The sequence below is a fragment of the Streptomyces sp. NPDC056361 genome, assembly GCF_042262805.1.
GTDB lineage: Bacteria > Actinomycetota > Actinomycetes > Streptomycetales > Streptomycetaceae > Streptomyces.
The window spans coordinates 43,468-68,460 of sequence record NZ_JBHJQI010000005.1 but is presented as its reverse complement, the minus strand read 5'-3'; the positions used below and the strand labels follow the sequence as shown (position 1 = coordinate 68,460).

The following is a 24,993-nucleotide window of genomic DNA, read 5'->3' as shown; positions in this document are numbered from 1 at the left end:
AGGCGATCCCGGGTCCGTCGTACTCCCCCAGGGACGACAGAGCCGCGTGGCGGGTTCCTGCAGGTGGCGCGGGCGCCGCCCCTGTGACAGAACGCGCACATTCGTACGGCTCGGCGGCTTCGCACGGCTCGGCACGTTCGTACCGCGGCGGCGGCTTCGTGCCGGGTCGGCGGCTTCGTACCGCTTCGGGTCAGGCGCGGGGGCGCAGGCCCTCCATGACGGCGTCGACGACCCGTTCGGCGAGGCCGGGCTCCAGGGTGGCGCCGGGGCGGATGACGGTACGCAGCAGCAGGGGGCCGGTGAGGAGGTCGTTGACGAACTCGACGTCGAGGTCCGCGCGGATCTCCCCCCGCTCCATGCCGCGCCGCACGGCGTCGAGGCCGATCCGGCGGCGGGGTTCGATCACGGTGTGGTGGTACGCGTCCCACAGCTTGGGGTAGCCCTGCATCTGCGAGAACACGTGGTGCAGCACGGCGGAGCTGCGCTTGGCGAGGCCGCGCTGCCGCAGCGACTCCAGGAGCGCGACGAGGTCGTCCCGCACCGAGGTGCCGGGCAGCACCGGGTCCGGGGGCTCCACGGAGCGGACCAGGTCGACGAAGAGCTCCTCCTTGCCCGCCCAGCGGCGGTAGATCGTGGCCTTGCCGACGCCGGCGGTGCGGGCGATCCGCTCGACGGACAGGTCGGCGAGCGGAACGCCCTCGTCGAGCAGCCCGGCCGCCGCGTCGAAGATCGCCTGCTCCACCGCCTCGCTCCGCGGCCGCCCCCGCCGGGCGGGGGCGGGCTCGCGCCCGGCCTCGGAGGCGGCGTGCGCGGCCGGCGTCCCGGAGCCGTCCGCGGCTCCGGCCGGGGAGCCCGCTGGCGTCTCGGGGCCCGCCCCGGCCGGGGAGCCCGCGGGCGGGCGCCCGTCGTCGTGGGGGTCGGGGGCCCCGCCGTCCTGCAGCGACACGTGCGCTCCGCCTCTCGTCCGGTCGGTGGCCGGGTGGTTCACCGTCGGGCCGATTCTCCCGCCTCGCCGCCGGGCGCGGGCATCGAGGCCCGCCGGGTGTCGTCGGGGGTTCCGGCGCCGGGGGCCGTGCCGGGGCCCGTCGGCGTGCGGCCCGGGAGGAAGGCGGCGACGACGACGGCGCCGGCCAGGGCGATGACGGCCGAGGCGACGGCGGTGACGTGCATGGCGCCGAGGAAGGCGTCGTACGCGGGGGCGACCAGGTCCCGGCCCGCGGGGCCGAGCTTCTCCGCGACGGCGAGCGTGGCCTCGACGGACTCGCCCGCCGTGTCGCGCAGGGCGGCCGGGACGCCGCCGAGGTGCCCCTCGATCTCGCCGCGGTAGGTGGAGGAGAGCACCGAGCCGAGGACGGCCACGCCGAGGGCGCCGCCGACCTGCCGGAAGGTGTTGTTGATCGCCGAGCCGGAGCCCGCCTTCTCGCGGGGCAGCGCCTGCATGATCGAGACGGTGACCGGCGGCATGATGTGGGCCATGCCCGCGCCCTGGAGGAAGAACACGACCTCCAGGACCCAGACCGGGGTCGTGGCGTCGAAGAGGGCGAAGGCGGCGAGGCCGAGGGCGACCAGCAGCATGCCGCCGGTGCACACCGCCTTGGCGCCGAAGCGCTCGACGACGAGCCGGGCCCGGGGCGCGAACACCATCTGCGCGACGGCGAGCGGCAGGATGAGCAGCCCGGACTGCAGCGCGCTGTAGCCGCGGACGCTCTGCAGGTAGAAGGCGGAGAAGAAGGTCACGCCCATGAGGGCGAAGAAGACGAGCGCGATGGCGGCGACGGCCGCGGAGAACGCCGGCTTCCTGAAGTGGGTCATGTCGATGGCCGGGTGGTCGCTGCGCTTCTCGTGGAGCACGAAGCCGGCGAGGACCGCGAGGCCGCCGAGGACCGGGGCGAGGACGGTGGCGTCGGTGAAGTCGGCGAGTTCGCCGCCGTGGATGATCCCGTACACGAGGAGGACGAGTCCGACGACGGACAGCAGCACGCCGGGCACGTCGACGCGGCCGGGGTTCGGGTCCCGGGAGTCGGGCACGAGCCAGAGCATGAGGGCGAGGGCCAGCAGGACGACGGGCACGTTGACGAGGAAGATCGATCCCCACCAGAAGTGTTCGAGGAGGATGCCGCCGGTGATCGGGCCGATCGCGATGGCGAGGCCGACGCTGCCGGCCCAGATGCCGATGGCCTTGGGCTGCTCGTCGCGCTCGAAGACGTTCATGAGGACGGCGAGGGTGGCCGGCATGACGAACGCGGCGCCGAGGCCCATCACGGCCCGGTAGGCGATGAGCTCGCCCGGGGAGCCGGAGAAGGCGGCGAGGGCGGAGCCGATGCCGAAGACGGTGATGCCGAAGAGCAGCACCTTCTTGCGGCCGATGCGGTCGCCGAGGAGGCCGGAGGTGAAGAGGAGTCCGGCGAAGACCAGCGTGTAGGAGTTGATCGACCACTCCAGCTCGCTCTGGGTGGCGCCGATGCCGGTGGGCGCGGGGGCGGCGATCGTCTTGACCGCCACGTTCAGGATCGAGTTGTCGAGGACGACGATGAGCAGGCTCAGCATGAGGACGCCGAGGACGGCCCAGCGGCGCCGGTGGACGGCCTCGGGGACGCGGGGCGTGGCGGAGGCGGGGGACTGCGGTGACATGCTCACCACCCTAGGCCTAATTTCGATACGAGACCGTCTCGTATCGAAAATCTGACCGAGGCTTTACGTTGCCGCGGTGTGAACAGCGCCACGCGCGCCCACTTCCCCGCCCGCCCGGCGAAGTGCCACCATGGATGTGGTCCGGGGACGCCGTGAGGGCGCCTCGAGATGACACAACAAGGAGCCGTTCACCATGACGCTTCAGGCTGCCCCGAAGACGTCCGCCGACAGCAGCAAGGCGCTGTACGGAGGCAAGGGCACTCGCCGCATCACCGTCCACGACATCGCCGCCGCCAAGGTCCGCGGCGAGAGGTGGCCCATGCTCACCGCCTACGACGCGATGACCGCCTCCGTCTTCGACGAGGCCGGCATCCCGGTGATCCTCGTCGGCGACTCGATGGGCAACTGTCACCTCGGCTACGACACCACCGTGCCCGTCACGATGGACGAGATGACGATCCTGTCCGCCGCCGTCGTCCGGGGCACCCGGCGCGCCCTCGTCGTCGGCGACCTCCCCTTCGGCTCGTACCAGGAAGGGCCCGTCCAGGCCCTGCGCAGCGCCACCCGGCTGATCAAGGACGCGGGCGTCCACGCGGTCAAGCTGGAGGGCGGCGAGCGCTCGCTGCCCCAGACCGAGCTGCTCGTCCAGGCCGGCATCCCCGTCATGTCCCACCTGGGCCTCACCCCGCAGTCCGTGAACACCATGGGCTACCGGGTGCAGGGCCGCAGCGACGAGGCCGCCCACCGGCTGCTCAGCGACGCCAAGGCGGCGCAGGACGCGGGCGCGTTCGCGGTCGTCCTGGAGCTCGTACCGGCCGAACTGGCCGCCGAGGTCACCCGCTCGCTGCACATCCCGACCATCGGGATCGGCGCCGGCTCCGGCACCGACGCCCAGGTCCTCGTCTGGACCGACATGGCCGGCCTGACCGGCGGCAAGGTCCCGCGCTTCACCAAGCAGTACGCGAACCTCCGCGAGACGCTCGGCGACGCCGCCCGCGCCTTCGCCGAGGACGTCTCCGGCGGGGCGTTCCCCGCCGAGGAGCACACGTTCCACTAGTCCGCCCCCGGACCGTCCGGTCCGTGACGGCACAGGACCGGACGTACCGGTACGAGCCACTGCGGCACCACCTACAGCCCGCCGACATCCCCCATCGGCGGGCTGTAGGCCTTCTGTAGGAGGATTGTCGGTGGCGCCTGGTCTAGTAACGACCATGACGCGATCACACATCAACGCCGTCGAGGTCCGGGGCCTCGTGAAGCACTTCGGCGAGACGAAGGCCCTCGACGGGGTCGACCTCGACGTACGGGAGGGTACGGTCCTCGGAGTCCTCGGCCCCAACGGCGCCGGGAAGACCACCCTCGTCCGCTGTCTGTCCACCCTCCTCGCCCCGGACGCCGGGACCGCCACCGTCGCCGGCTTCGACGTGGTGAAGCAGCCCCGCCAGCTCCGTCGCACCATCGGCCTCACCGGCCAGTACGCCTCGGTCGACGAGAAGCTGTCCGGCTTCGAGAACCTCTACATGATCGGGCGCCTGCTCGACCTCTCCCGCAAGGACGCCCGGAGCCGCGCCGACGAGCTCCTGGAGCGCTTCTCCCTCACCGAGGCCGCCAAGCGGGCCGCCATGACCTACTCCGGCGGCATGCGCCGCCGGCTCGACCTCGCCGCCTCGATGATCGGCAAGCCCGCCGTCCTCTACCTGGACGAGCCGACGACCGGTCTCGACCCCCGCACCCGCAACGAGGTCTGGGACGAGGTCCAGCGGATGGTCTCCGAAGGCGTCACCGTCCTCCTCACCACCCAGTACATGGAGGAGGCGGAGCAGCTCGCCAACGAGCTGACCGTCATCGACCGCGGCCGGGTCATCGCCAAGGGCAAGGTCGACGAACTGAAGGCCAAGGTCGGCGGCCGCACCCTGAAGATCCGCGCCGTGGACCCCGCCGAACTGCCGGCCATGGCGTCCGCGCTGCGCGAGACCGGCCTCGACGGCGTCGCCGGCTCGACCGTCGTGCCGGACGAGGACGCGCTGTACGTGCCGATCCTCACCGACCAGCAGCTGACCGCCGTCGTGGGCCTGCTCGGCGCGCGCGGCTTCGGCATCGCCCACATCGGCACCCATCTGCCCAGCCTGGACGAGGTGTTCCTCGCGATCACCGGCCAGAAGACCGTGTCCGACGCGCTTCCCGAGGAGGTCGCCGCATGAGCGCCACCACCACGACCACCGAGCTGTCCAAGTCCCCCGTCGGCACCCCCGAGACCGGCCCGTCGCCGGTGCGCGCGGCCGGCGGCGAGGGCCGGATCGGCCTGCGGGCCAACATCCGCCACATCGGCGCGCTGGCCCGCCGCAACGCCCTCCAGATCAAGCAGGACCCGGAGTCGATGTTCGACGCCGTCCTGATGCCGATCATCTTCATCCTGCTGTTCGTGTACGTCTTCGGCGGCGCCATCGCCGGCAAGGGCAACAACGACGCGTACGTGAACTACGTGACCCCCGGCCTGATGGCGATGATGGGCATGAACATCGCCATGGGTGTCGGCGTCGGCATCAACGACGACTTCAAGAAGGGGGTGATGGACCGGTTCCGGACGATGCCGATCGCCCGCTCCTCCGTCCTCATCGCCAAGATCGTCGTCGAGGTCGGCCGGATGATGATCGCCACCGCGATCCTCCTCGGCACGGGCTTCCTCCTGGGCCTGGACATCAAGACCTCGTTCGTCGAGCTGCTCGCCGCCATCGGCCTGTCCGTGGTGTTCGGCGCCTCGCTGATGTGGATCTTCATCCTGCTCGGCCTGACCATGAAGACGGCCCAGGCCGTCCAGGGCATGGCCATGCTCGTCCTGATGCCGCTCCAGTTCGGCTCCTCGATCTTCGCCCCGCCGACCTCGATGCCCGGCTGGCTGGAGACCTTCACCGACTACAACCCGCTGTCGAACCTCGCGGACGCGGCGCGCGGCCTCATGAACGGTGGTCCGATCGCCCACTCCGTGTGGATGACCCTCGGCTGGGCCCTGGCGATCACGGTCGTCACGGCGCCGCTGGCGGTCTCCAAGTTCCGCAAGAAGACCTGACACCGGAGCGGGGGCTCAGGACTCGGCGCGCTCTCTGATCGCGTCGGCGGCGCGACCGAGCACGGCGGCGGCCTCTTCCAGTGAGAGGCCGTCGCCTTCGGCGTGCGCCACGGCGAACTCGTCCTCGCCGATCACGGACCTGGCCAGCTCCGTCGCCCGGTCCAGGTTCTCCCGCTCCAGCGGCGGCGGCCGGTGCTCCGCGGGCAGCAGGCCGTCCCGGGCGCCCAGCAGCACCGCCCCGGCCCGCGCCGCCTCCGGATCGCCCGGCCCGGCCAGCGCCCAGGCGGCGCTGACCAGATGGACCGCCGGCATCTGCGGGGCGACCATCATCGACAGCGACCCCAGGGACCGCTCGTACGCCTCCACGGAGAGGTCGAGCGCCGACGCGTACCGCTCGTCGAGGTTCTCCAGCCAGCCCAGGATGCCGAGCGTGAAGCCCTCGAAGATGGAGAGGGTCGTGGAGTCGAACTCGCTCCGCAGCAACTGGAGATGCTCCCGGGCCTCGGCGATCCGGCCGGAGCGTCCGAGCGCCAGGGCGAGGAACACCCGGGCACCGAGCACGGGTTCGTGCCCCCGCCCGTACCCGCCGTCCACGATCTCCCGCAGGATCGCCTCGCCCTCGTCGGGCCGTCCCGTCTCCACGAGCATGTCCGCGTACCTGGCCCGCAGCAGGGCCATCTGCGACTGGGCGCCGATCCGCTCCGCGTAGCCGATCGCGGCGGCGAAGTCCTCCGCCGCGCCGTGGAATTCGAGCCGTCGCTCACGGGACTCGGCACGGGAGGAGAGCGCCTCGGCCGCGCCCCAGGCGTCGCCGAGGCGGACGAAGATCTCCAGGCTCTCGTCGGCGTCCGCGCCCGCCCTGTCGGCCCAGTCGGACCGGTTGGCGAACATGTTGGCGCGCAGCTGGAGCGCGTTGGCCAGCTCCCAGTCGTAGCCGTGGCGGCGGCAGGCCTCGACGGTCGCGTCGAGGAGCTCACGCAGCTTGCCCGCCTCGCCGATGAGCAGGACCGCGAAGACGGCGAACGAACCGGGCAGCCGGCAGGTCTGCGGCAGGCCCGGCTCGTAGACCGCGGTCATCTCGCGCAGCCGCCGCACCCCCTCGGGGGTCGTCCAGCGCCCGGTCTCGTGGTCCATGTTCAGGAGCTCCACCAGCCGCACCCCCCGCCGGGCCTCCCAGCGCTGCTCCTCGGAGAGCGGCGGCGGCAGGGCCGTGCACGGCTCGTGCAGGGCCGCGACGGGGGCCGCGGGCGCCGCGAACGGGTCGGGCCCCAGGGCGGCGGCCGTCCGCGCCCAGTGCAGCGCGTCGACGCGCAGGTCGCGCATCTGCCAGTACCAGAGCAACGAGTGGACGAGGACGAGCGCCTCGTCCTCGTCGCGGGCGGCGACGGCCCGGCGCAGCGCCGTGCGGAGGTTGCCGTACTCGGCCCCGAAACGGGCGATGGCCTCCACCTGTCCCGCCCCCCGCAGCTCGGGGTCGGTCCGCCGGGCCAGCTCCCGGTAGTACGTCAGGTGGCGGCGCTCGACGGCCGCCCGCTCCGCCGCCTCGTCCAGGCGCTCCGCCGCGTACTCGGCGACGGTCTCCAGGAGCCGGTAGCGCATGCCGGTCTCGGCGGGCGCGGAGACGACGAGGGACTTGTCGACGAGGGAGCCGAGCACGTCGAGGACGTCGGCGGGGGCGAGGGCGAGGGCGTCGTCGGGGATTCCGGCGGGAGCGGGGATGCCGGCGGGAGCGGGGGCGTCGGCGGGGATTCCGGCGGGAGCCGGGGCGTCGACGGAAGCCGGGGCGTCGGCCTCGGTGCCTCCGCAGACCGCTTCCGCCGCCTCCAGGTCGCTGCCGCCGGTGAACACCGACAGGCGGCGCAGGACGGCCCGTTCGGGGGCGTCCAGGAGGTCCCAGGACCAGTCGACGACCGCGCGGAGGGTCTGCTGGCGGGGCAGGACGGTCCGGGCGCCCGAGGTCAGCAGCCGGAACCGGTCGTCGAGCCGGTCCGCGATCTGACGCAGGGCCAGCATCCGCAGCCGGGCCGCGGCGAGCTCGATCGCCAGCGGGAGCCCGTCCAGGCGCCGGACGATCTCGGCCGCCGCCTCCGGGTCCTCCTCGGTCCGGAAGCCGGGGCGGACCGCGGCGCCCCGCTCCCCGAACAGCCGCAGCGCGGTCTCCGCCGGCAGCGGCCCGAGCGGGCGCAGCACCTCCCCCGGCACGCCCAGCGGTTCCCGGCTCGTCGCGAGGACCCGGAGTCCGGGGCAGCGGGCGAGCAGGGTCTCGGCCAGCTCGGCTGCGGCGGCCACCACGTGCTCGCAGTTGTCGAGGAGCAGCAGCATCCGGCGTCCCGCGCAGTGCTCGACGAGCCGGGTGAACGGGTCGTCCCCCGCCCGCAGTTCCTCGGCGCCGGCGCCGCGCAGCACGGTCTCACGGGCCCCGACGGCGGCGAGGACGGCCTCGGTCACGGCCTCCGGATCTCGTACGGGCGCGAGCTCGGCCACCCAGACCCCGTCCGGCCACGCCTCGGCCCCCCGCTCGGCCGCCTCCTGCGACAGCCGCGTCTTCCCGGCCCCGCCGGTGCCGAGCAGCGTGACGAGCCGGGCCCCGCGCAGGTCTTCCTGGAGCGCGGAGATCTCCTCGTCCCGCCCGACGAAGCTGGTCAGCCGGGCCCGGAGGTTGCCGGGCCGCTCGAAGCCCCTCGGAGCGCCGGGCGCGGCGCCGGCGCCGGAACCCCCGCCGGGACCGACTCCGGTGCCAGTGCCGGGACCGGGACCGGGCTGAGAGTGGGCGTCCCCGGCGGCGGACTCCCGTCCCGGCCCGGGGGTCGGCGCCGGCTTCGTCCCCGGTGCGGGCTCGGGGGCCGGCACCGGGGTCGCGGCCGGCTCCCGAGCCGATGCCCGGGTCGGTGCCTGAACCGCCCGAGCCGGGTCCCGACCCGGTTCCGGGGACAGCAGTTCCGCCTGGAGGGCCCGGAGGGCGGGCGACGGGTCCGTGCCGAGGCGGTTGGCGAGGGCGCGGCGGACGGACTCGTACGCGGCGAGCGCCTCGGCGGACCGGCCGGTGTCCCGGAGGGCGCGGATCCGCAGGGCCTGGAGGAGCTCGTCCAGCGGGTGCGCGGCGCAGAGCGCGGTGAGCTCGGGAAGGGCGGCGGACGCCCCGCCGAGGGCGAGGGCCGCGTCGAGGCGGGCGCGGCGGGCGTCGAGCCTGCGGGCCTCCCAGCGGGCGGCCTCGGCGTCCCGGTCCGGCAGGTCGGCGAGGGCGGGCCCGCGCCAGAGTCCGAGGGCCTCGTCGAGGACGGCGGCGGCCCGGTCCGGGTCGCCGGCGCCGAGCGCGGCCACGCCCTCGGCCGCGAGGCGTTCGAAGCGCCGGGTGTCCACGTCCTCGGGCCGGGCGTCGAGCCGGTAGCCGCCCTCCGCGGAGACGACCCGGTCCCGGCCGACGGCCTTGCGCAGCCGCCCGACGAGGGCCTGGAGCGCGGCGACGGCGTCGGCGGGCGGCTCGTCGCCGTGCCACACCTCGTCGACGAGGTCCGGCACGGGCACGGTCCGACCTGCGCGCAGGGCGAGCACGGTCAGCAGCGCGCGGACCCGCGGGCCGCCGACGGTCACGTCGGTGCCGTCGGGCGCGTGGGCGAGGGTCGGGCCGAGCAGCGAGTAGCGCACGGGCCCATTGTCCGTGAGACGGTCCCCGGCCGAGGAACTCGCCCCGGCACCCGGTACGTTTCCCGCACATCAGCCCTCCGTCCCTGGGAGTTCCCGCGATGACCACGGCCACCACCCGGCGCCACGAACGGCGGATCAGCCCCGTCTTCCTGGCGATCCTCGCCGTCATGGCCGTCACCGGCTGGGCGGTGTGGACGGACTTCGCCGCCTTGCCGGGCCTGGCGGTCTTCCTCTTCGTGACCTCGGCGTGGGTGGTGTCGCTCTGTCTCCACGAGTACGCGCACGCCCGTACGGCGCTGCACGGCGGGGACATCACGGTCGGCGCGAAGGGGTATCTGACCCTCAACCCGCTCGCCTACACGCACGCGGTGCTGAGCGTCGTCCTGCCGGTGCTGTTCGTGATCATGGGCGGGATCGGTCTGCCGGGCGGTGCGGTCTTCATCGAGCAGGGCCGGATCAAGGGCCGCTGGAAGCACAGCCTGATCTCGGCGGCGGGCCCGCTGGCGAACGTCCTGTTCGCGCTGGTCTGCACGGCCCCGTTCTGGCTGGACGCGCTCGACGGCGTGCCGGTCGCCTTCCGGTACGCGCTGGCGTTCCTGGCGTTCCTCCAGGTGACGGCGGCGCTCCTCAACCTCCTGCCGGTGCCGGGGCTCGACGGCTACGGGGTGGTGGAGCCCTGGCTCTCGTACAAGGTGAAGCGGCAGATCGAGCCGTACGCGCCGTACGGCTTCTTCATCGTGATCGCGCTGCTGTTCGTGCCGGCGGTCAACGGTGCCTTCTTCGACGCGGTCGACGCGCTGATGCGGGCCCTCGGGGTGTCGGAGGGATACCGGGGCTGCGGTTCGCAGCTGTTCCGGTTCTGGCAGGGGACCCCGGAGTTCTGCCCGCTCTAGCCCTGCGCGGCTGCCTGCTTCTCCGCCTTGGCGCGGCGGACGTAGTACCAGGCCATGTTGGAGGACAGGCCCGCGAGGAGGACCCAGATCACGCCCAGGAAGTTGCCCTGGACGAAGGAGACGACGGCCGCGGCGACGGCCAGGGCGCAGACCACGAGGGCGTAGAGGGCGAGGCGGGGCATGGGGGACGGCTCCTGTCCGGGTACGGCTGATGGTGCCCGTCCAGTGTCCCCCATGCCCGGAAGCGTCCGGTCTCCGGCTCCGCCCTCCGCGCGGGAGGGGTCGGCTCAGACGTCGGTGACCCGCAGGCCCGCGTGGGCCTTGTAGCGGCGGTTGACCGAGATGAGGTTGGCGACGAGCGACTCGACCTGGTGGGCGTTGCGCAGCCGGCCCGCGAAGACGCCCCGCATGCCGGGGATGCGGCCGGCGAGGGCCTGGACGATCTCGACGTCGGCGCGCTCCTCGCCGAGGACCATCACGTCCGTGTCGATCTCCTCGACGGAGGCGTCCTGGAGGAGGACGGCCGACAGGTGGTGGAAGGCGGCGGCGACCCGGGACTCCGGGAGCAGCGCGGCGGCCTGCTCGGCGGCGGATCCTTCCTCGGGCTTCAGGGCGTAGGCGCCCTTCTTGTCGAAGCCGAGCGGGTTGACGCAGTCCACGACGAGCTTGCCCGCGAGTTCCGCGCGCAGGGACTCCAGGGTCTTGGCGTGGCCGTCCCACGGCACGGCGACGATCACGATGTCGCTGCGGCGGGCGACCTCCGCGTTGTCGGCGCCCTCGACGCCGTGGCCGATCTCCACGGCCGCGTCGCGCGCCCGGTCGGCGGCCCGGGAGCCGATGAGCACCTGCTGGCCGGCCTTGGCGAGCCGGTAGGCGAGGCCGCGGCCCTGGTCGCCGGTGCCGCCGAGCACGCCGACGACGAGACCGGAGACGTCGGGGAGGTCCCACGGGTCCTTGGGGGCGGGCTTGCTGTCAGTCGTAGTCATGGCCCCGACATTACCGACCGGTCGGGTCCGTGGACCTCCCGTACGGGTGGAACGTCGGCAACCGGCCGCGCGGCGGGCCCCGCTGCGGCAGGATGCGGGCCCATGGATGCCGTACGGGTCGCGTTGCTGCGGGAAGTGCTCGCCGGGACGGAGTGGCCGGGCGAGGCCCGCCGGTTCGCGGGGGCGCTCCGGTCGTCGGTCGTCCCGCACCGGGGCGGACTGCTCCTGGTGGGCACGGAGGAGTACGAGCCCTGGCACCTGGCGGCGCACCTGGTCGACGAGGCCGCCTGGTCGGGGCTGCCCGAGCTGGCTCCGACGCTGGTGCGGCACCGGGTGCGGCCGGGCGATCCGGTGCACCTGGCGGTCGGGCTCGGGCGGCTGGAGGCGGCGGGGCGCGGGGCGACGCTGCTGATGGTGGCGCCGGAGCGGCCGGACGCGGGCCTGCTCCAGCGGGTGCACGACGCCCGGCGGGCGGGGGCCACGGTGCTCTCGCTCGACGGCGGCGACGCGGAGGTGCGGGGCCTGGCCCACGAGACGCTCACGGTGGCGGGGGACGCGGGCGTGGACCTGGACACGGTCCAGCACCTGGTGAGCGCGGCGGCCGGCGAGAACAGCCTGCCGTCGCCGCGCGGCAGCCGCCGTCTCCGCGACCGCCTCTCCGGCCTCGCGGACCGTCTGACGGCCCCGCCGCCGGCCCGCTGGTAGGACCCGGGCGGCGCGTCCGCGGCCTACCGGCTCCGGGCGGCGCGGCCGGGGCCCACCGGTCCCGACCGCGGCCTGGACACGGCTCCGGGCGGCGCCGTCCGAAATTCGTTTGCTCCCGGCACCCCCCGGCCGGAGCATGGCCCCTCGTGTCCTCCCCCCTCTTCTCCAAGCTCTCCGGCCTGCTGCCCGACACGGCGCCGTGGCGGTCGTCCCGCGACTTCCGGCTCCTGTGGGTGCAGGGGCTCGTCACGTACTTCAGCAGCGCGCTGGCGATGGTCGCGCTGCCGCTGCAGATCAAGGAGCTGACGGGGTCGCCGCTCGCGGTCGGCGCGATGGGCGCGGTCGAGCTGGTGCCGCTGGTGGTGTTCGGCCTGTACGGCGGGGCGCTCGCGGACGCGGTGGACCGGCGGAAGGTGATCGTGGCGACGGAGGCGGGGCTCGGGCTGCTCGCCGGCCTCCTGCTGGTCAACGCGCTGCTGCCGGAGCCGATGCTGTGGCCGCTGTACGTCGTGGCCGCCGGGGTGTCGGCGCTCGCCGGGCTCCAGCGGCCGGCGCTCGACTCGCTGCTGGCCCGGATCGTGCCGCACGAGCAGCAGACGGCGGCGGCCGCGCTGAACTCGCTGCGCTGGCAGATGGGGTCGATCGCGGGTCCGGCCATCGCGGGTCTGGTCGTGGCGTACGCGGGGCACGCGCCCGCGTACGGGGTGACGATCGCCGGCTTCGCGGTCTCGGTGCTGATGTGCCGCCGCCTCTCCCCCGCGCCCGCGGCGCACGACGCGGAGAAGCCCTCGCTGCGGGGCATCGCGGAGGGGGCGCGGTACGCCTGGTCGCGGCCGGTTCTCCTCGGCACGTACGCGATCGACCTGGCGGCGATGTTCTTCGCCTTCCCGAACACGATCTTCCCGTTCCTCGCGGACGAGCTGGACGCCGACTGGTCGCTCGGTCTGATGTACGCGGCGGGCTCGGTGGGCTCGCTGGTGCTCGGGCTGACCAGCGGCTGGACGTCGAAGGTGCGGCGGCACGGCCTCCTGGTGGCCGGCGGCGCGGCCGGCTGGGGTCTGGCCATCGCGGCGGCCGGCTGGTTCGGGAACGTCTGGCTGGTGCTGCTCTGCCTGGCCTTCGCCGGCGCGGGCGACATGCTGAGCGGGCTCGGCCGGGCCACGATCTGGAACCAGACGATCCCGGAGGAGCTGCGCGGCCGGCTCGCCGGCATCGAGGTGCTGTCCTACAGCGTCGGCCCGCAGCTGGGCCAGGTCCGGGCGGGCGTGATGGCCGGCTGGACCGGCACCCGCGCGGCCGTCTGGTCGGGCGGTGTCGCGTGCGTCGCCTCGGTGGGGCTGCTGTGCCTGGCGCTGCCGAAGCTCCTGACGTACGACTCCGACACGGACGAGGACTCGCTGCGCCGCAAGGCCCAGCAGGAGCGGGAGCGGCAGGAGCAGGAGCGGCGGGACGGTGTCCGGCAGGAGACCGCCGGGTCCGCCTGAGCGGTCCCGGCGGCTCCCGACCGGTCACTCGTCCGGCGTCCGGTCCTTCCCGGCCTCGTCGTGCCAGCGCGGGTCGGTCTCCCACTCCAGGTTCCGCTCACGGGCGGTCTCCATGGCGTGGGAGGCCTCCTCACGGCTGGTGTACGGGCCGAACCGGTTCTTGGCGGGGCACTCGGGGCCCTCCTCGACCTTCTTGTGCTCCAGGCAGTAGTACCACTCGCCCGGTTTGCCCACGGTGCGCTTCTTGAACAGGGCCATCGTCGTCGGCTCCTTCCTCCGAGACCATGCTGCCCCAGACCCGGTCGTTAGACTCGCTGGCATGTCTGGCCAGTCGCTTCTCGTACCGGGGGAGCTCTCCCCCCACCGCTCCGTCCCGGGCTCCATCCGCCGCCCCGAGTACGTCGGGAAGCCCGCACCGGCCCCGTACACCGGGCCCGAGGTGCAGGATTCCGACACCATCGAACGGATGCGGATCGCCGGCCGCATCGCCGCCCGGGCGATGGAGGAGGCCGCCAAGCACATCGCTCCGGGTGTCACCACCGACGAGCTCGACCGGGTCGCGCACGAGTACATGTGCGACCACGGCGCCTATCCCTCGACCCTCGGCTACCGCGGCTTCCCGAAGTCGCTGTGCGCCTCGATCAACGAGGTCATCTGCCACGGCATCCCGGACTCCACGGTGCTGCGGGACGGCGACATCGTGAACCTGGACGTCACGGCGTTCGTCAACGGCGTCCACGGCGACAACAACGCCACCTACCTCTGCGGCGACGTCGACGAGGAGTCGCGGCTGCTCGTGGAGCGGACCCGCGAGTCCCTGAACCGGGCGATCAAGGCGGTGCGGCCGGGCCGCCAGATCAACATCATCGGGCGGGTGATCGAGTCGTACGCCAAGCGCTTCGGCTACGGCGTCGTGCGCGACTTCACCGGGCACGGCATCAACTCGTCGTTCCACTCCGGCCTGATCGTCCCGCACTACGACTCCCCCCACCACACCACCGAGATCAAGACCGGCATGACGTTCACGATCGAACCGATGCTGACGCTCGGCACCCACGACTACGACATGTGGGACGACGGCTGGACCGTGGTGACCAAGGACCGGAAGCGGACCGCGCAGTTCGAGCACACGCTCGTGGTGACCGAGACCGGGGCCGAAATCCTTACGTTGCCCTGATCTCCCGAACGGGTAGCGTTTTACCGACAGGACGTCGGGAACCAGTTGACTTAGGTAACCCTAACTCGGCAGGATCGTCACTGGTTCCCGTCCCATCGGTCTCGGAGGCACGCCTTGGACACGCCCTTCTCCACCCTCATCCGTACGGCCTCGCACGAGCAGCACACGGAGGCGGAGACGTCGTCCTTCATGGGGGACCTCCTCGGCGGACGCCTGGCCGTCGACGCGTACGCGCGGTACACGGAGCAGCTCTGGTTCGTCTACCAGGCGCTCGAAGAGGGTGCGGAGGCGCTCCGCGAGGACCCGGTCGCCGGGCCCTTCATACAGCCCGAGCTGTTCCGCACGACCGCCCTGGAGCAGGACCTCGCCCATCTGCGGGGCCCCGACTGGCGCGCCGGGGTCTCCCCGCTGCCCGCCACCGTGGCGTACGCCGAGCGGGTCGCCGAGTGCGCCCGCGACTGGCCGGCCGGTTACGTGGCCCACCACTACACGCGCTACCTGGGCGACCTGTCGGGCGGTCAGATCATCCGCGACAAGGCCGAGCGCACCTGGGGCTTCGCCCGCAAGGGCGACGGCGTCCGGTTCTACGTCTTCGAGCAGATCGACAACCCGGCCGCGTTCAAGCGGACGTACCGGGAGCTGCTGGACGAGGTGAACGCCGACGACCTGGAGAAGCAGCGCATCGTCGACGAGTGCAAGCGCGCCTTCGCCTTCAACAGCGCGGTCTTCCACCAGCTGGGCGGCGAGTTCCCGCTCAGCGCGTGAACGCCCGGCGCCCGGGCTCCCGCCACCCGGGCGCCGCCGCACGGGCGCTCGGCCGCGCGGACGTTCGACGCACAGGCGTCCAGCCGCGCAGCCCTCAAGCCCCGCAGGCCTCAAGCCGCGCGGGCCTTCAGCGCGCAGGCCTTCAGCGCGTGAGGGTTCCCTCCAGGCGGACCCGTCCACCCAGCTCCACGATGCCGTCGGGACCGGGCGCGGTGAGCAGCTGCGAGCCGCAGCCCTGCGTGATGTTCAGGGCCCGGCCCAGTTCCGCCGTGAGGAGCAGCGCGGCCGCGCCGGTCGCCTCGTCCTCGTCGATGCCGTCGCCGCGGCCGGGGAAGCCCCGCGCCCTGACGCGGCCCGCCGCCTCCTCTTCCCAGGCCCAGGCGTAGATCCACTCGCCCGGCTCGGGCACGTCGAGGGCCTCGACCTCTGCGGCGGAGCCGTACTGACGCAGCGTCCGGGGCGGCGCCCACTCGGCCCGCGCCTCGATCCAGGTGAACTCCCCGTCCCCGCGCACCCACACCTCGCCGGCCGGCGGGCAGACGACCTCCAGGTCGAGCAGCCAGGCGGCGCCGATGAGCGGGTAGCCGGCGAACGGCAGTCGCACGCTGGGCGTGTAGATGTCGACGATCCCGCGCTCCGGGTCGTCGACGAACACCGTCTCGCTGAAGCCGAGCTCCTTGGCGAGTGCCTGCCGAACGGCCTCGTCGGGGTAGTCGCGGCCCTCCCGTACGACTCCGAGGGCGTTGCCGTGCCGTCCGTCCCCCGTACAGAAGACCCGGAGGACGTCGATGTCAGTGGCGGTCGTGTTCATGGCGGAATTCAACCACCCGTCAGCCCGCCCTCGGACGTGCTCGGCGCAGAGTTGCCGAGCCGCGTCCACCGGCAGCCGGTGGAGGTGTTCCCGCATCCGCGGACGGGAGCGCCCCTCGTCGTACCGGTGCGTCAACCAAATCAGGGCAATCCCCCTCCCTTGACCTTCTCTTGACCATCCCATGAGGGCTCCATGAAGTCCCTGTGACCCCGCTGTGTCCGGGTCGCGCGGCTTGAGAGCTGAATCACTGGACGGGTGGGTATCGCTCAGGTAAGCCTCGGTTAAGTTAGGTCCGCCTCACCCACGTCCCCGCGTTCCTGGAGCCCTCATGCGAGCCGTTCGCCTGTCCGTCGTCACCGCCGCCGCAACGGCGGCCGCCCTGACCGCCGTCACGGGCTGCGCCGAGAAAAGCGACTCCAAGGCCGACGACGGCACCATCACCGTCGTCGCCAAGGACGACTCCTGCGAGGTCTCGAAGAAGGACTTCCCCGCGGGCCACGTGAAGCTGGCCGTCGAGAACCGCGGCTCCAAGGTCACCGAGGTCTACGTCCTCTTCCCGGACGACCGGATCGTCACCGAGCGCGAGAACATCGGCCCCGGCACCAAGGCCACCATCACCGCCGAGATCAAGGCCGGCGACTACGCCATCGCCTGCAAGCCCGGCATGAAGGGCGACGGCATCCGCCAGCAGGTCAAGGCGACCGGCAAGGACACCGCGACCGCCAAGCGCTCCCCCGAGATGGACGCCGCCGTCGCCGCCTACCGCCAGTACGTCCAGGCGCAGGCCGACGAGACCCTCCCCAAGGTGAAGGTCTTCACCGACGCCGTCCGCGCCGGTGACGTCGAGGCCGCGAAGAAGGCCTACGCCGACTCCCGCATCGGCTGGGAGCGCACCGAGCCCGTCGCCGAGTCCTTCGGCGACATCGACCCCAAGGTCGACGTCCGCGAGGACGGCCTGGAGGACGGCCAGGACCCGGCGAAGGACTGGACCGGCTGGCACCGCCTGGAGAAGGCGCTCTGGCAGGACAAGAAGATCGGCGACCGCGAGAAGCAGCTCGCCGACCTCCTCGACAAGGACCTCGCGGACTGGGTGAAGCGCGTCGGCAAGGCCGAGATCACCCCGACCTCCATGGCCAACGGCGCCAAGGAGCTCCTGGACGAGGTCGCCACCGGCAAGGTCACCGGCGAGGAGGAGCGCTACTCCCACACCGACCTCGTCGACTTCAAGGCGAACGTCGAGGGCGCCCAGAAGTCCTTCGACCTGCTGAAGCCGGTCGCCTCCAAGAACGACGCGAAGCTCGTCGCCGAACTCGACAAGCAGTTCGCCGCGCTGAACACGCTGCTCGACAAGTACCGCACGGACAAGAACAGCTACGTCTTCACCTCGTACGACAAGGTCGGCAAGCCCGAGCGGAAGGAGCTGTCCGACGGTGTCAACGCGCTGGCCGAGCCGCTCTCCAAGCTCGCCGCCGCGGTCGTCAAGTAGTCGTCGAAGAGTAGGGACGGGAGCAGGGACATGTCCGAGGAGACCAAGGAGCAGCCGGCGGCCGAGGCCGCCGCGCCCTCTCGCCGCAAGGTCATCGGCTGGGGCGGTGCCGGGCTCGCGCTCGGTGCCGCCGCGGCCGGCGGCGCCGTCGCGCTGACCCGCGACGGCGACACCGCCGTGCCCGTCGCCGAAAGCGGCGCGGCCGTGCCGTTCCACGGCGCGCACCAGGCCGGCATCGCCACCGCCGTGCAGGACCGCCTGCACTTCGCGTCCTTCGACGTGAAGACGACGGACCGCGCCGAGCTGGTCCAGCTCCTCAAGGACTGGACGCGGGCCGCCGAGCGGATGACGGCCGGCGCCGAAGTCGGCGAGGGCGCGTACGGCGGTCTGCCGGAGGCTCCGCCGGACGACACGGGCGAGGCCCTCGGCCTCAAGCCCTCCCGTCTCACCCTCACCATCGGCTTCGGCCCCTCGCTCTTCGACGGGCGCTTCGGGCTGAAGGACAAGCGGCCCGGGGCCTTGGTGGACCTGCCCAAGTTCCCGGGCGACAACCTGGATCCGGCGCGCAGCGGCGGCGACATCTGCGTGCAGGCCTGCGCGGACGACCCGCAGGTCGCCGTGCACGCCATCCGCAACCTCGCCCGGATCGGCTTCGGCAAGGTCGCGGTGCGCTGGTCGCAGCTCGGCTTCGGCAAGACGTCGTCGACGACTCCGGACGCCCAGACCCCGCGCAACCTCTTCGGCTTCAAGGACGGCACCCGCAACATCGCGGGCACCGACACCGAGCGGCTCGCGAAGCACGTGTGGGTCGCCGGCAAGGACGCCGAGGGCGCCGCCGCCTGGATGGACGGCGGCTCGTACCTCGTCGCCCGCCGCATCCGCATGAACGTCGAGACCTGGGACCGCACTCCGCTCGCCGAGCAGGAGGACATCTTCGGCCGCGACAAGCGCGAGGGCGCCCCCGTCGGCAAGTCCAAGGAGCACGACGAGCCGTTCCTGAAGGCGATGAAGCCGGACGCGCACGTCCGGCTCGCCCACCCGGACAGCAACAACGGCGCGACGATCCTGCGCCGCGGCTACTCGTTCACCGACGGCACGGACGGTCTCGGCCGTCTGGAGGCGGGCCTGTTCTTCCTGGCGTACCAGAAGGACGTCCGCACCGGCTTCATCCCGGTGCAGACCTCGCTGGCCAAGGCCGACGTGCTCAACGAGTACACACAGCACGTGGGTTCGGCGCTCTTCGCCGTCCCGCCGGGCGTCCGCGACAAGGACGACTGGTGGGGCCGGGCGCTGTTCTCGTGACGGAGCTGACGGAGAAGGAGCACCGACGTGTTCGGTAACTATCTGATCGGCCTGCGCGAGGGCCTGGAGGCCAGCCTGGTCGTCTGCATCCTCATCGCGTACCTCGTGAAGACCGGGCGCAGGGACGCGCTGAAGCCGATCTGGATCGGCATCGGCGTGGCCGTCGGCGTGGCCCTGGCCTTCGGCGCCGGCCTCGAGTTCGGGTCCCAGGAGCTGACGTTCGAGGCGCAGGAGCTGCTCGGCGGCTCCCTGTCCATCGTCGCCGTGGTCCTGGTGACCTGGATGGTCTTCTGGATGCGGCGGACGGCCCGGCACCTCAAGGCCGAGCTGCACGGGAAGCTGGACGCGGCCCTGCAGATGGGCACGGGCGCGCTGGTCGCCACCGCCTTCCTCGCGGTGGGCCGCGAGGGCCTGGAGACGGCGCTGTTCGTGTGGGCGTCGGTGCGGGCCTCCTCGGACGGCACGTACGCGCCGCTCGTCGGCGTGCTCCTCGGCCTGCTGACGGCGGTGCTCCTCGGCTGGCTGTTCTACCGGGGCGCGCTGAAGATCAACCTGGCGAAGTTCTTCACCTGGACCGGCGGCATGCTGGTCGTGGTGGCGGCGGGCGTCCTCGCGTACGGCGTGCACGACCTGCAGGAGGCGCGCTTCCTCGGCGGCCTCGCGAACAAGGCCTTCGACATCTCGGCGACCATCCCGCCGGACAGCTGGTACGGCACCCTCCTCAAGGGCGTCTTCAACTTCCAGCCGGACCCGACGGTCCTTCAGGTCACGGTGTGGGCGCTGTATCTGGTCCCGACGCTCGCGCTGTTCCTCGCCCCGATAGGGTCGGGTCCGTCCGTGCGGGTGAAGAAGCAGAAGGCGACCGATGAGAAGGCTGAGGCTGCGGCGAACGCCGAGACGGCCGGTTGAGCTACTGACGACGGGATCACCGGAACGCCGGTCGGCGCGACCGCTCGCACACGGGCGGGTGCGCCGGCCGGCGCGCCTGTTCGCGGCGACGGCGGCGGCGACCGTCCTGGCGCTGACCGCGAGCGGCTGCGTGACGGTGCACGGTGAGACGGCGCTGCTGCCGGCGGCGACGAAGGCCGAGGCGGCGCAGGCGCTGGCCGACTTCACCGCCGCCTACAACCGCGCCGACAAGGCGTACGACCCGGCCCTGGACGCGACCCGGGTCACCGGTCCGCTCGGGGCGATCAACCAGGCGGGGCTGCGCGCGCGGTCGGTCAACACCCCGGGCGGCAACAAGGACCACCAGCCCCTCGAACTGACGGACGCGCGCTTCACGCTGACCCGGAAGGCCGGCTGGCCGCGCTGGTTCGTCGCGGACACCGACTCCAACCGGGACGTCGACGACGGCGCGGGCGACCAGCGCTGGCTCCTGGTCTTCGTCCGCAACGGACCCACGGAGCTGTGGGAGGCCGCCTACCTCTCCATCCTCGGTGCGCGCGAGGTGCCCGAGTTCGCGGAGGAGGCCGGGTACGCGGTGCCGGTCGCCGCGGACGGCGACGCGCTCGCGGTCGCGCCCGGGAAGCTCGGCACGGCGTTCGTCTCGTTCCTGAAGGACGGGCAGGGCCCGTTCGCGCCGGGCGTGCACACCACGCAGTGGCGGGCGCAGCGGCAGAAGACCGCCCAGCGGCCGGGCATCGCCACCCAGTACCTCGACCAGACCACCGACCGGGGCGACTTCGCGCCGCTCGGGCTGCGGACGCGGGACGGCGGCGCGCTCGTCTTCTTCGCGACCCGGTTCTTCGAGCGGCAGACGACGGCGAAGGGCTACCGGCCCACGGTCGGCCCCGACGTCAAGGCGCTGCTGACCGGCGAGATCAAGAACACCGTCACCCGGGAGTGGGTGTCCAGCCAGACGGTGCTGGTGAAGCCGGCGGGCACGGACCGGGACGCCGTCACGGTCACGAGCCGGCTCCAGGGCGTGGTGGGCGCGGTGGGCTCGTAGCCCCACCGCGGGGGGCTCGCGGCCCCACCCACCGGCCGGAGCCGAACGGGTCAGCGGGTCAGCGGCCAGGCGATCTCGTGGGCGGTGTGCCCGCCGTCCCCGTCCGCCTCGCGCTCGGCCGCGTGGCGGGCGCAGGCGTCCTGGAGGGTCTCCAGGAGGTTCAGCGGGTCGGGCAGCGGGTGCTCGGGGCCGCGGACCCAGGCGACGACCGGATGGGCGTCCTCGTCCCCGGGGAGCCGGGCCGGCGGTACGAGCACGTAGCTGCCGCGGCAGTGCCAGCGCAGCCCCGGGTGCTCGTCCATCGTCTCGGGGTGGCAGTCGAGCTCACACGGCCACCACTCGTCCTCGTCCTCGGGGGTGCCGCGGGTGGCGGTGAAGAAGAGCATGCGCCCGCCGACGGTGTCGACGTCGGCGGACTCGGCGACGGGTCCGACCTCGACGCCCTCCGCGAGGAGGCGCTCCAGGGCGGCGCGGCCGGCGGCCAGCGGCACGTCGAGGACGTCGTGGACCATGCCGGTGGCGGTGACGAAGTTCGCGGCGGGCTCGTTCCTGGCCCAGCGCTCGATCTGGGCGCGGTCGGTGGTCGACTGCGTCTGCCAGGCGAAGGAGACGGGATGCCGGGCCGGCGTCGGACAGCCGATCCGCTCACAGGAACAGCTGTAGCCGACGGGGTACGCGGCGGGGGCCAGGGGCAGCCCGGCGGCGGCGGTGGCCAGGAGCAGCTTCTCGCGGTCGTTCTCATCGTCGGCCGCCGTGCGTTTGGGGCGCCTGCGCAGCCACTGTGCGAGTTTGCTCTCCGTGCCGCGGTAGCGGCCGATGCCGTCGCCCATCTATCCCCTCACACCTCATGCTCGCCCGTTCGGCTCTGCCCATGGTCCCACCATCCTGCGCTCCGGGTGACCGGAGTGCGGAACCGGGGTGCCCGCGAGATGTACCGGAGCCGTCAGGACCGCGGGGCGAGACCGCGCACGGCGAGGTCGACGAGGGCGTCGGCGTAGGCGTGGGTGAGCGGCAGGGTGCGGTGGAGCCAGCGGTGGTGGAGCGGGCCGACGAGGAGTTCGACGGCGAGGCGGGGATCGGCGTCCGGATCGACCTGGCCCGCCGCCTGGGCGGCCTCGATGCGGCGGACGTAGTACCGGAGCTGGGGTTCGAGCAGGGCCTCGGTGAAGCGCGCGCCGAGTTCGGGGTCGACGATCCCCTCGGCGGCGAGGGCGCGGGTGGGGGCGTCGAAGGCGGGGTCGTTCATCTCGTCGACGGTGGCGCGGAGGACGTACGCGAGGTCGGCGGCGAGGTCCCCGGTGTCGGGGATCTCACTGTCGGCGGATCCTCCCAGGGCCTCGTTGGCGCGGGCGGCGAGGTCGAGGAAGGCGTCGAGGAGGACGGCCGCCTTGGAGGGCCACCAGCGGTAGATGGTCTGCTTGCCGACTCCGGCCCGGGCGGCGATGCCCTCGATGGTGGTCTTCGCGTAGCCGGTCTCGGAGACGAGGGCGAGGGCGGCGTCGAAGATGGCGCGGCGTGAGCGTTCGCTGCGGCGGGACGCGTCGGGGGCGGGCTTGGCGGGCCTGGGCTCGGACATGGCCCCAATCTAGCAGCGGGCGAGACGATACGTCTCGCCGAGGTCCGCGCTCCGCGCCGGGCCCGAACCACCCGAACGGTCCACTGCGCGAAGGCCGCCGAGAGCGGACCATGGGGTCCACCGATCTTCGATTCTTCCGTCCACCCGTCCGTGAGGAGCCCTCATTGCGCCCCACTCCGCGCACGTCCTCGCCCCGCCGTTATCTGATGTGCCCACCCGCGCACTTCACGGTGACGTACTCCATCAACCCCTGGATGGACCCCACCAAACCGGTCGACCTCCCGCTCGCCCTCGCCCAGTGGGAGGACCTGCGCGACCGCTACCGCTCGCTCGGCCACACCGTGGAGCTCCTGGTGCCCGACCCGGCGCTGCCGGACATGGTCTTCGCGGCCAACGGCGCCACCGTCGTCGAGGGCCGGGTCCTCGGCGCCAGGTTCGCCCATCCGGAGCGGGCGCGCGAGGCCGACGCCCACCTGGCCTGGTTCCGCGGAAACGGTTGGGCGGACGACGCCGTCCGGGTCCCGGAGCACGTGAACGAGGGCGAGGGCGACTTCGCGGTCACCGCCTCCTGGATCCTCGCCGGCCGCGGCTTCCGCTCCAGCCCGCTCTCCCACGACGAGGCCCAGGAGTTCTTCGGCCGCCCCGTGATCGGCCTCGAACTGGTGGACCCGCGCTACTACCACCTGGACACGGCGCTGTGCGTCCTGGACGACGCGCGCGACGAGATCATGTACTACCCGGACGCCTTCTCCCCCGGCAGCCGCGCGGTGCTCGCCCGGCTCTTCCCCGACGCCCTGATCGCGACGGACGAGGACGCGGCGGCCCTCGGGCTCAACGCCGTCAGCGACGGCCTGCACGTCCTCCTGCCGCAGGCGGCGGTCGGCCTCTTCGAACCGCTGCGCCGCCGCGGCTTCGAGCCGATCGGCATGGACCTGGGCGAACTCCTCAAGGGCGGCGGCAGCGTGAAGTGCTGCACCCAGGAGCTCAGGCCGTAGGTCCTATCCGTCGAGCTCCGGGGGCCAGGAGTCGCCCCACTCGGCGTCACGGGCCTGCTTGTACAGGGGCCCGTGGCGCTTGGTGACGGTGTCCCTGGCCAGTCCGTCGGGGCCGCACAGGTCGAGCAGCACCTGGCCCTTGCGGATCTGGGGCCTGCGGGTGACGCGGGAGACGGCGGGCGTCACCGGGAACCTGGTCGCGGCGACGTAGCTGTACTTCTCGTCCTCGTACGGCAGCGAGCCGCCCTTGACCCGGCGGTGCAGCGAGGAGCGGCTGACCCGGGCCGAGAAGTGGCACCAGTCCGTGCCCGGCACGATCGGGCAGGCCCCGCTGTGCGGGCAGGGCGCGGCGACGGTGAAGCCGGCGTCGACGAGCCGGGTGCGGGCCGCGATGATCCGCTCGTAGCCGTCGGGGGTGCCGGGCTCGACGACGACGACCGCCCGGGCCACCCGCGCCGCCTCGTCCACGAGCGCCGTCCGGTCGGCCTCGGTCAGCTCCTTGAGGACGTACGAGACGGTGACGAGGTCGGTTTCGGCGAGGTTCAGGGCGGCGCCGATCCGCTCGCGCCGCCACTCGGCGTCCAGCGCCCCGGCGGCCAGCTCCCGGCCGAGCGCGAGGGCGGGCTCCGCCCAGTCGAGGACGGTGGTGCGCGGCGGCTCCTCGCCCCACGCCTCGGCGACGGCCCAGCTCGCCGCACCGGTCCCGCCGCCCACGTCGGTGTGCGTACGCGGCTCCCAGTCGGGCGCGGCCTCCCGCAGGGCGCCCAGGGCGCCCCGTACCGCTTCGAAGGTCGCCGGCATCCGGTACGCGGCGTACGCGGCGACGTCGGAGCGGTCGCGCAGCACGGGGGCGTCCGTCGGGGTGGTCCCCCGGTAGTTGGCGATCAGCCGCTCGACGGCCTTGGCCGCCTGACTGGGCGGCAGCCCGTCGAGGAGCCCGGCGAGGGCGGCGCGCAGGGACTCGGCGGAGGGAGGGGAGGCGTTCACCGAGACAGTCTAGGCGGCGGGGCGCGGTGACCCTTCCTGTCCGGGTTCAGCGGCCGTGGACCGTCTTCCAGGCGTCGATGGAGCGGTCCCACTGCTCGCCGGTGAGTTCGGTCAGGGAGGCCGGGAAGAGGCCGTCCTCCTCCTTGGCGATGTGGTCGTGGAGTTCGTCGACGGCACGGACGAACTCGGCGCGCCGGGCGGCCGAGTCGAGGTCGAGTCCGGCCAGGAAGGCGGCGAGCTCCCGGTGCTCGCGGGCGAGGGCGTCGACGTACGCCGTGTACTCCTCGTTCTCGCGCATGACGGCGAACAGGCCGCGCTCCTCGCCCGCCCAGTGGTCGAGCAGCAGCACGGCCATCCGCTCCACGAGGGTCCGCGCGCGGTCCCGGTCCCCCGCGTCGAGCGCGCGGACCGCGTCCCCGGCGAGGTCGGTGATCGCCTCGTGCTCGGCGATGAACTCCTTGATCAGGGGGATCTCACGGCATCCGCAGTAGTGACACATGCCGCAGATCGTCACATCGCGGGCGCTGTGGCG

Annotated in this window: 24 protein-coding genes; 13 read left to right on the top strand and 11 right to left on the bottom strand. The window is 73.1% G+C overall.

Annotated features, from left to right (window positions below):
* Window positions 1-190: 190 nt before the first annotated feature.
* Both ACFCY7_RS02900 and ACFCY7_RS02895 read right to left on the bottom strand, forming a co-directional pair.
* Window positions 191-946 (bottom strand): TetR/AcrR family transcriptional regulator C-terminal ligand-binding domain-containing protein, encoded by a 756-nt coding sequence (locus tag ACFCY7_RS02900; RefSeq protein ID WP_376480719.1) that lies wholly within the window; start codon window positions 944-946, stop codon window positions 191-193.
* 38 nt (window positions 947-984) lie between these two features.
* Window positions 985-2,631, bottom strand: a complete 1,647-nt coding sequence (locus tag ACFCY7_RS02895; RefSeq protein ID WP_376480717.1) for an MFS transporter — start codon at window positions 2,629-2,631, stop codon at window positions 985-987.
* Between the two features lie 193 nt (window positions 2,632-2,824).
* Between ACFCY7_RS02895 and panB the strand changes: the two genes are divergently transcribed.
* The 3 genes from panB (at window position 2,825) to ACFCY7_RS02880 (ending at window position 5,698) form a co-directional block, all read left to right on the top strand.
* Complete coding sequence (gene panB / locus ACFCY7_RS02890) at window positions 2,825-3,688, top strand: 3-methyl-2-oxobutanoate hydroxymethyltransferase (RefSeq protein WP_376480715.1); 864 nt, start codon at window positions 2,825-2,827, stop codon at window positions 3,686-3,688.
* Window positions 3,689-3,842: 154 nt separating this feature from the next.
* Entirely contained in the window at window positions 3,843-4,832 is a 990-nt protein-coding gene (locus tag ACFCY7_RS02885; RefSeq protein WP_376480713.1) for an ATP-binding cassette domain-containing protein, read from the top strand.
* On the top strand, window positions 4,829-5,698 hold the full coding sequence (locus ACFCY7_RS02880; RefSeq protein WP_376480712.1) for an ABC transporter permease: 870 nt from the start codon (window positions 4,829-4,831) through the stop codon (window positions 5,696-5,698). Before ACFCY7_RS02885 ends, ACFCY7_RS02880 begins: the two co-directional genes overlap by 4 nt.
* 15 nt (window positions 5,699-5,713) lie before the next feature.
* Here the strand turns inward: ACFCY7_RS02880 and ACFCY7_RS02875 are convergent, their stop codons facing one another.
* Entirely contained in the window at window positions 5,714-9,343 is a 3,630-nt protein-coding gene (locus ACFCY7_RS02875) for a BTAD domain-containing putative transcriptional regulator (protein WP_376480710.1), read from the bottom strand.
* A 98-nt stretch (window positions 9,344-9,441) separates the two neighbouring features.
* Here ACFCY7_RS02875 and ACFCY7_RS02870 point away from each other — a divergent pair, with 98 nt between their 5' ends.
* Complete coding sequence (locus ACFCY7_RS02870) at window positions 9,442-10,236, top strand: site-2 protease family protein (protein WP_376480708.1); 795 nt, start codon at window positions 9,442-9,444, stop codon at window positions 10,234-10,236.
* Here ACFCY7_RS02870 and ACFCY7_RS02865 read toward each other — a convergent pair.
* Window positions 10,233-10,472 (bottom strand): hypothetical protein, encoded by a 240-nt coding sequence (locus ACFCY7_RS02865; protein WP_376480706.1) that lies wholly within the window; start codon window positions 10,470-10,472, stop codon window positions 10,233-10,235. The two genes, ACFCY7_RS02870 and ACFCY7_RS02865, sit on opposite strands and share 4 nt — an antisense overlap.
* Before the next feature lie 51 nt (window positions 10,473-10,523).
* Entirely contained in the window at window positions 10,524-11,222 is a 699-nt protein-coding gene (npdG, locus tag ACFCY7_RS02860; protein ID WP_376480704.1) for an NADPH-dependent F420 reductase, read from the bottom strand.
* A gap of 102 nt (window positions 11,223-11,324) precedes the next feature.
* Between npdG and ACFCY7_RS02855 the strand changes: the two genes are divergently transcribed.
* Both ACFCY7_RS02855 and ACFCY7_RS02850 read left to right on the top strand, forming a co-directional pair.
* A complete protein-coding gene (locus tag ACFCY7_RS02855) occupies window positions 11,325-11,927 on the top strand; it encodes a hypothetical protein (protein WP_376480702.1) in 603 nt (200 codons plus the stop codon).
* 146 nt (window positions 11,928-12,073) lie between these two features.
* Window positions 12,074-13,411, top strand: a complete 1,338-nt coding sequence (locus tag ACFCY7_RS02850) for an MFS transporter (RefSeq protein WP_376480700.1) — start codon at window positions 12,074-12,076, stop codon at window positions 13,409-13,411.
* A gap of 24 nt (window positions 13,412-13,435) precedes the next feature.
* Here the strand turns inward: ACFCY7_RS02850 and ACFCY7_RS02845 are convergent, their stop codons facing one another.
* Window positions 13,436-13,669: a hypothetical protein gene (locus ACFCY7_RS02845; protein WP_376480699.1), complete on the bottom strand. Its 234-nt coding sequence runs from the start codon at window positions 13,667-13,669 to the stop codon at window positions 13,436-13,438.
* A gap of 61 nt (window positions 13,670-13,730) precedes the next feature.
* Here ACFCY7_RS02845 and map point away from each other — a divergent pair, with 61 nt between their 5' ends.
* Both map and ACFCY7_RS02835 read left to right on the top strand, forming a co-directional pair.
* Window positions 13,731-14,588, top strand: a complete 858-nt coding sequence (map, locus tag ACFCY7_RS02840; protein WP_376480697.1) for a type I methionyl aminopeptidase — start codon at window positions 13,731-13,733, stop codon at window positions 14,586-14,588.
* Window positions 14,589-14,702: 114 nt separating this feature from the next.
* The gene (locus ACFCY7_RS02835; RefSeq protein ID WP_376480695.1) at window positions 14,703-15,353 is read left to right on the top strand and encodes a heme oxygenase (biliverdin-producing); all 651 of its coding nucleotides are present in this window, start codon (window positions 14,703-14,705) and stop codon (window positions 15,351-15,353) included.
* A 142-nt stretch (window positions 15,354-15,495) separates the two neighbouring features.
* Here the strand turns inward: ACFCY7_RS02835 and ACFCY7_RS02830 are convergent, their stop codons facing one another.
* Window positions 15,496-16,164: a PhzF family phenazine biosynthesis protein gene (locus ACFCY7_RS02830; RefSeq protein ID WP_376480693.1), complete on the bottom strand. Its 669-nt coding sequence runs from the start codon at window positions 16,162-16,164 to the stop codon at window positions 15,496-15,498.
* A gap of 328 nt (window positions 16,165-16,492) precedes the next feature.
* Between ACFCY7_RS02830 and efeO the strand changes: the two genes are divergently transcribed.
* The 4 genes from efeO to ACFCY7_RS02810 are packed head-to-tail and all read left to right on the top strand — an operon-like array spanning window position 16,493 to window position 20,903.
* Entirely contained in the window at window positions 16,493-17,650 is a 1,158-nt protein-coding gene (gene efeO, locus ACFCY7_RS02825; protein ID WP_376480692.1) for an iron uptake system protein EfeO, read from the top strand.
* A 30-nt stretch (window positions 17,651-17,680) separates the two neighbouring features.
* Window positions 17,681-18,952: an iron uptake transporter deferrochelatase/peroxidase subunit gene (gene efeB / locus ACFCY7_RS02820; protein ID WP_376480691.1), complete on the top strand. Its 1,272-nt coding sequence runs from the start codon at window positions 17,681-17,683 to the stop codon at window positions 18,950-18,952.
* A 27-nt stretch (window positions 18,953-18,979) separates the two neighbouring features.
* The gene (efeU, locus tag ACFCY7_RS02815) at window positions 18,980-19,861 is read left to right on the top strand and encodes an iron uptake transporter permease EfeU (protein ID WP_376480689.1); all 882 of its coding nucleotides are present in this window, start codon (window positions 18,980-18,982) and stop codon (window positions 19,859-19,861) included.
* Window positions 19,862-19,919: 58 nt separating this feature from the next.
* Window positions 19,920-20,903, top strand: a complete 984-nt coding sequence (locus tag ACFCY7_RS02810; protein WP_376480687.1) for a hypothetical protein — start codon at window positions 19,920-19,922, stop codon at window positions 20,901-20,903.
* Window positions 20,904-20,953: 50 nt separating this feature from the next.
* On the opposite strand, the gene ACFCY7_RS02805 is transcribed toward ACFCY7_RS02810, so the two are convergent.
* Together ACFCY7_RS02805 and ACFCY7_RS02800 are read right to left on the bottom strand one after the other, a co-directional pair.
* Entirely contained in the window at window positions 20,954-21,733 is a 780-nt protein-coding gene (locus ACFCY7_RS02805) for a bifunctional DNA primase/polymerase (protein WP_376480685.1), read from the bottom strand.
* Between the two features lie 113 nt (window positions 21,734-21,846).
* Entirely contained in the window at window positions 21,847-22,479 is a 633-nt protein-coding gene (locus ACFCY7_RS02800; RefSeq protein ID WP_376480683.1) for a TetR/AcrR family transcriptional regulator, read from the bottom strand.
* A gap of 164 nt (window positions 22,480-22,643) precedes the next feature.
* Between ACFCY7_RS02800 and ddaH the strand changes: the two genes are divergently transcribed.
* Complete coding sequence (gene ddaH / locus ACFCY7_RS02795; protein WP_376480681.1) at window positions 22,644-23,474, top strand: dimethylargininase; 831 nt, start codon at window positions 22,644-22,646, stop codon at window positions 23,472-23,474.
* A gap of 3 nt (window positions 23,475-23,477) precedes the next feature.
* Here ddaH and ACFCY7_RS02790 read toward each other — a convergent pair whose 3' ends face one another.
* Together ACFCY7_RS02790 and ACFCY7_RS02785 are read right to left on the bottom strand one after the other, a co-directional pair.
* Window positions 23,478-24,461 (bottom strand): small ribosomal subunit Rsm22 family protein, encoded by a 984-nt coding sequence (locus ACFCY7_RS02790; protein ID WP_376480679.1) that lies wholly within the window; start codon window positions 24,459-24,461, stop codon window positions 23,478-23,480.
* A 46-nt stretch (window positions 24,462-24,507) separates the two neighbouring features.
* Window positions 24,508-24,960: a hemerythrin domain-containing protein gene (locus ACFCY7_RS02785; RefSeq protein ID WP_376480677.1), complete on the bottom strand. Its 453-nt coding sequence runs from the start codon at window positions 24,958-24,960 to the stop codon at window positions 24,508-24,510.
* Window positions 24,961-24,993 lie beyond the last annotated feature (33 nt).

Bases quoted from the DNA above. Each gene is read 5' to 3' on its own strand.
- ACFCY7_RS02895 (WP_376480717.1), bottom strand. From the start codon at position 2,631: ATGTCACCGCAGTCCCCCGCCTCCGCCACGCCCCGCGTCCCCGAGGCC.
- ACFCY7_RS02885 (WP_376480713.1), top strand. From the start codon at position 3,843: ATGACGCGATCACACATCAACGCCGTCGAGGTCCGGGGCCTCGTGAAG.
- ACFCY7_RS02845 (WP_376480699.1), bottom strand. From the start codon at position 13,669: ATGGCCCTGTTCAAGAAGCGCACCGTGGGCAAACCGGGCGAGTGGTAC.
- ACFCY7_RS02830 (WP_376480693.1), bottom strand. From the start codon at position 16,164: ATGAACACGACCGCCACTGACATCGACGTCCTCCGGGTCTTCTGTACG.
- efeO (WP_376480692.1), top strand. From the start codon at position 16,493: ATGCGAGCCGTTCGCCTGTCCGTCGTCACCGCCGCCGCAACGGCGGCC.
- ACFCY7_RS02785 (WP_376480677.1), bottom strand. From the start codon at position 24,960: ATGTGTCACTACTGCGGATGCCGTGAGATCCCCCTGATCAAGGAGTTC.
- panB (WP_376480715.1), top strand. From the start codon at position 2,825: ATGACGCTTCAGGCTGCCCCGAAGACGTCCGCCGACAGCAGCAAGGCG.
- npdG (WP_376480704.1), bottom strand. From the start codon at position 11,222: ATGACTACGACTGACAGCAAGCCCGCCCCCAAGGACCCGTGGGACCTC.
- ACFCY7_RS02800 (WP_376480683.1), bottom strand. From the start codon at position 22,479: ATGTCCGAGCCCAGGCCCGCCAAGCCCGCCCCCGACGCGTCCCGCCGC.
- ACFCY7_RS02855 (WP_376480702.1), top strand. From the start codon at position 11,325: ATGGATGCCGTACGGGTCGCGTTGCTGCGGGAAGTGCTCGCCGGGACG.
- map (WP_376480697.1), top strand. From the start codon at position 13,731: ATGTCTGGCCAGTCGCTTCTCGTACCGGGGGAGCTCTCCCCCCACCGC.
- ACFCY7_RS02880 (WP_376480712.1), top strand. From the start codon at position 4,829: ATGAGCGCCACCACCACGACCACCGAGCTGTCCAAGTCCCCCGTCGGC.
- ACFCY7_RS02865 (WP_376480706.1), bottom strand. From the start codon at position 10,472: ATGGGGGACACTGGACGGGCACCATCAGCCGTACCCGGACAGGAGCCG.
- ACFCY7_RS02805 (WP_376480685.1), bottom strand. From the start codon at position 21,733: ATGGGCGACGGCATCGGCCGCTACCGCGGCACGGAGAGCAAACTCGCA.
- ACFCY7_RS02870 (WP_376480708.1), top strand. From the start codon at position 9,442: ATGACCACGGCCACCACCCGGCGCCACGAACGGCGGATCAGCCCCGTC.
- efeB (WP_376480691.1), top strand. From the start codon at position 17,681: ATGTCCGAGGAGACCAAGGAGCAGCCGGCGGCCGAGGCCGCCGCGCCC.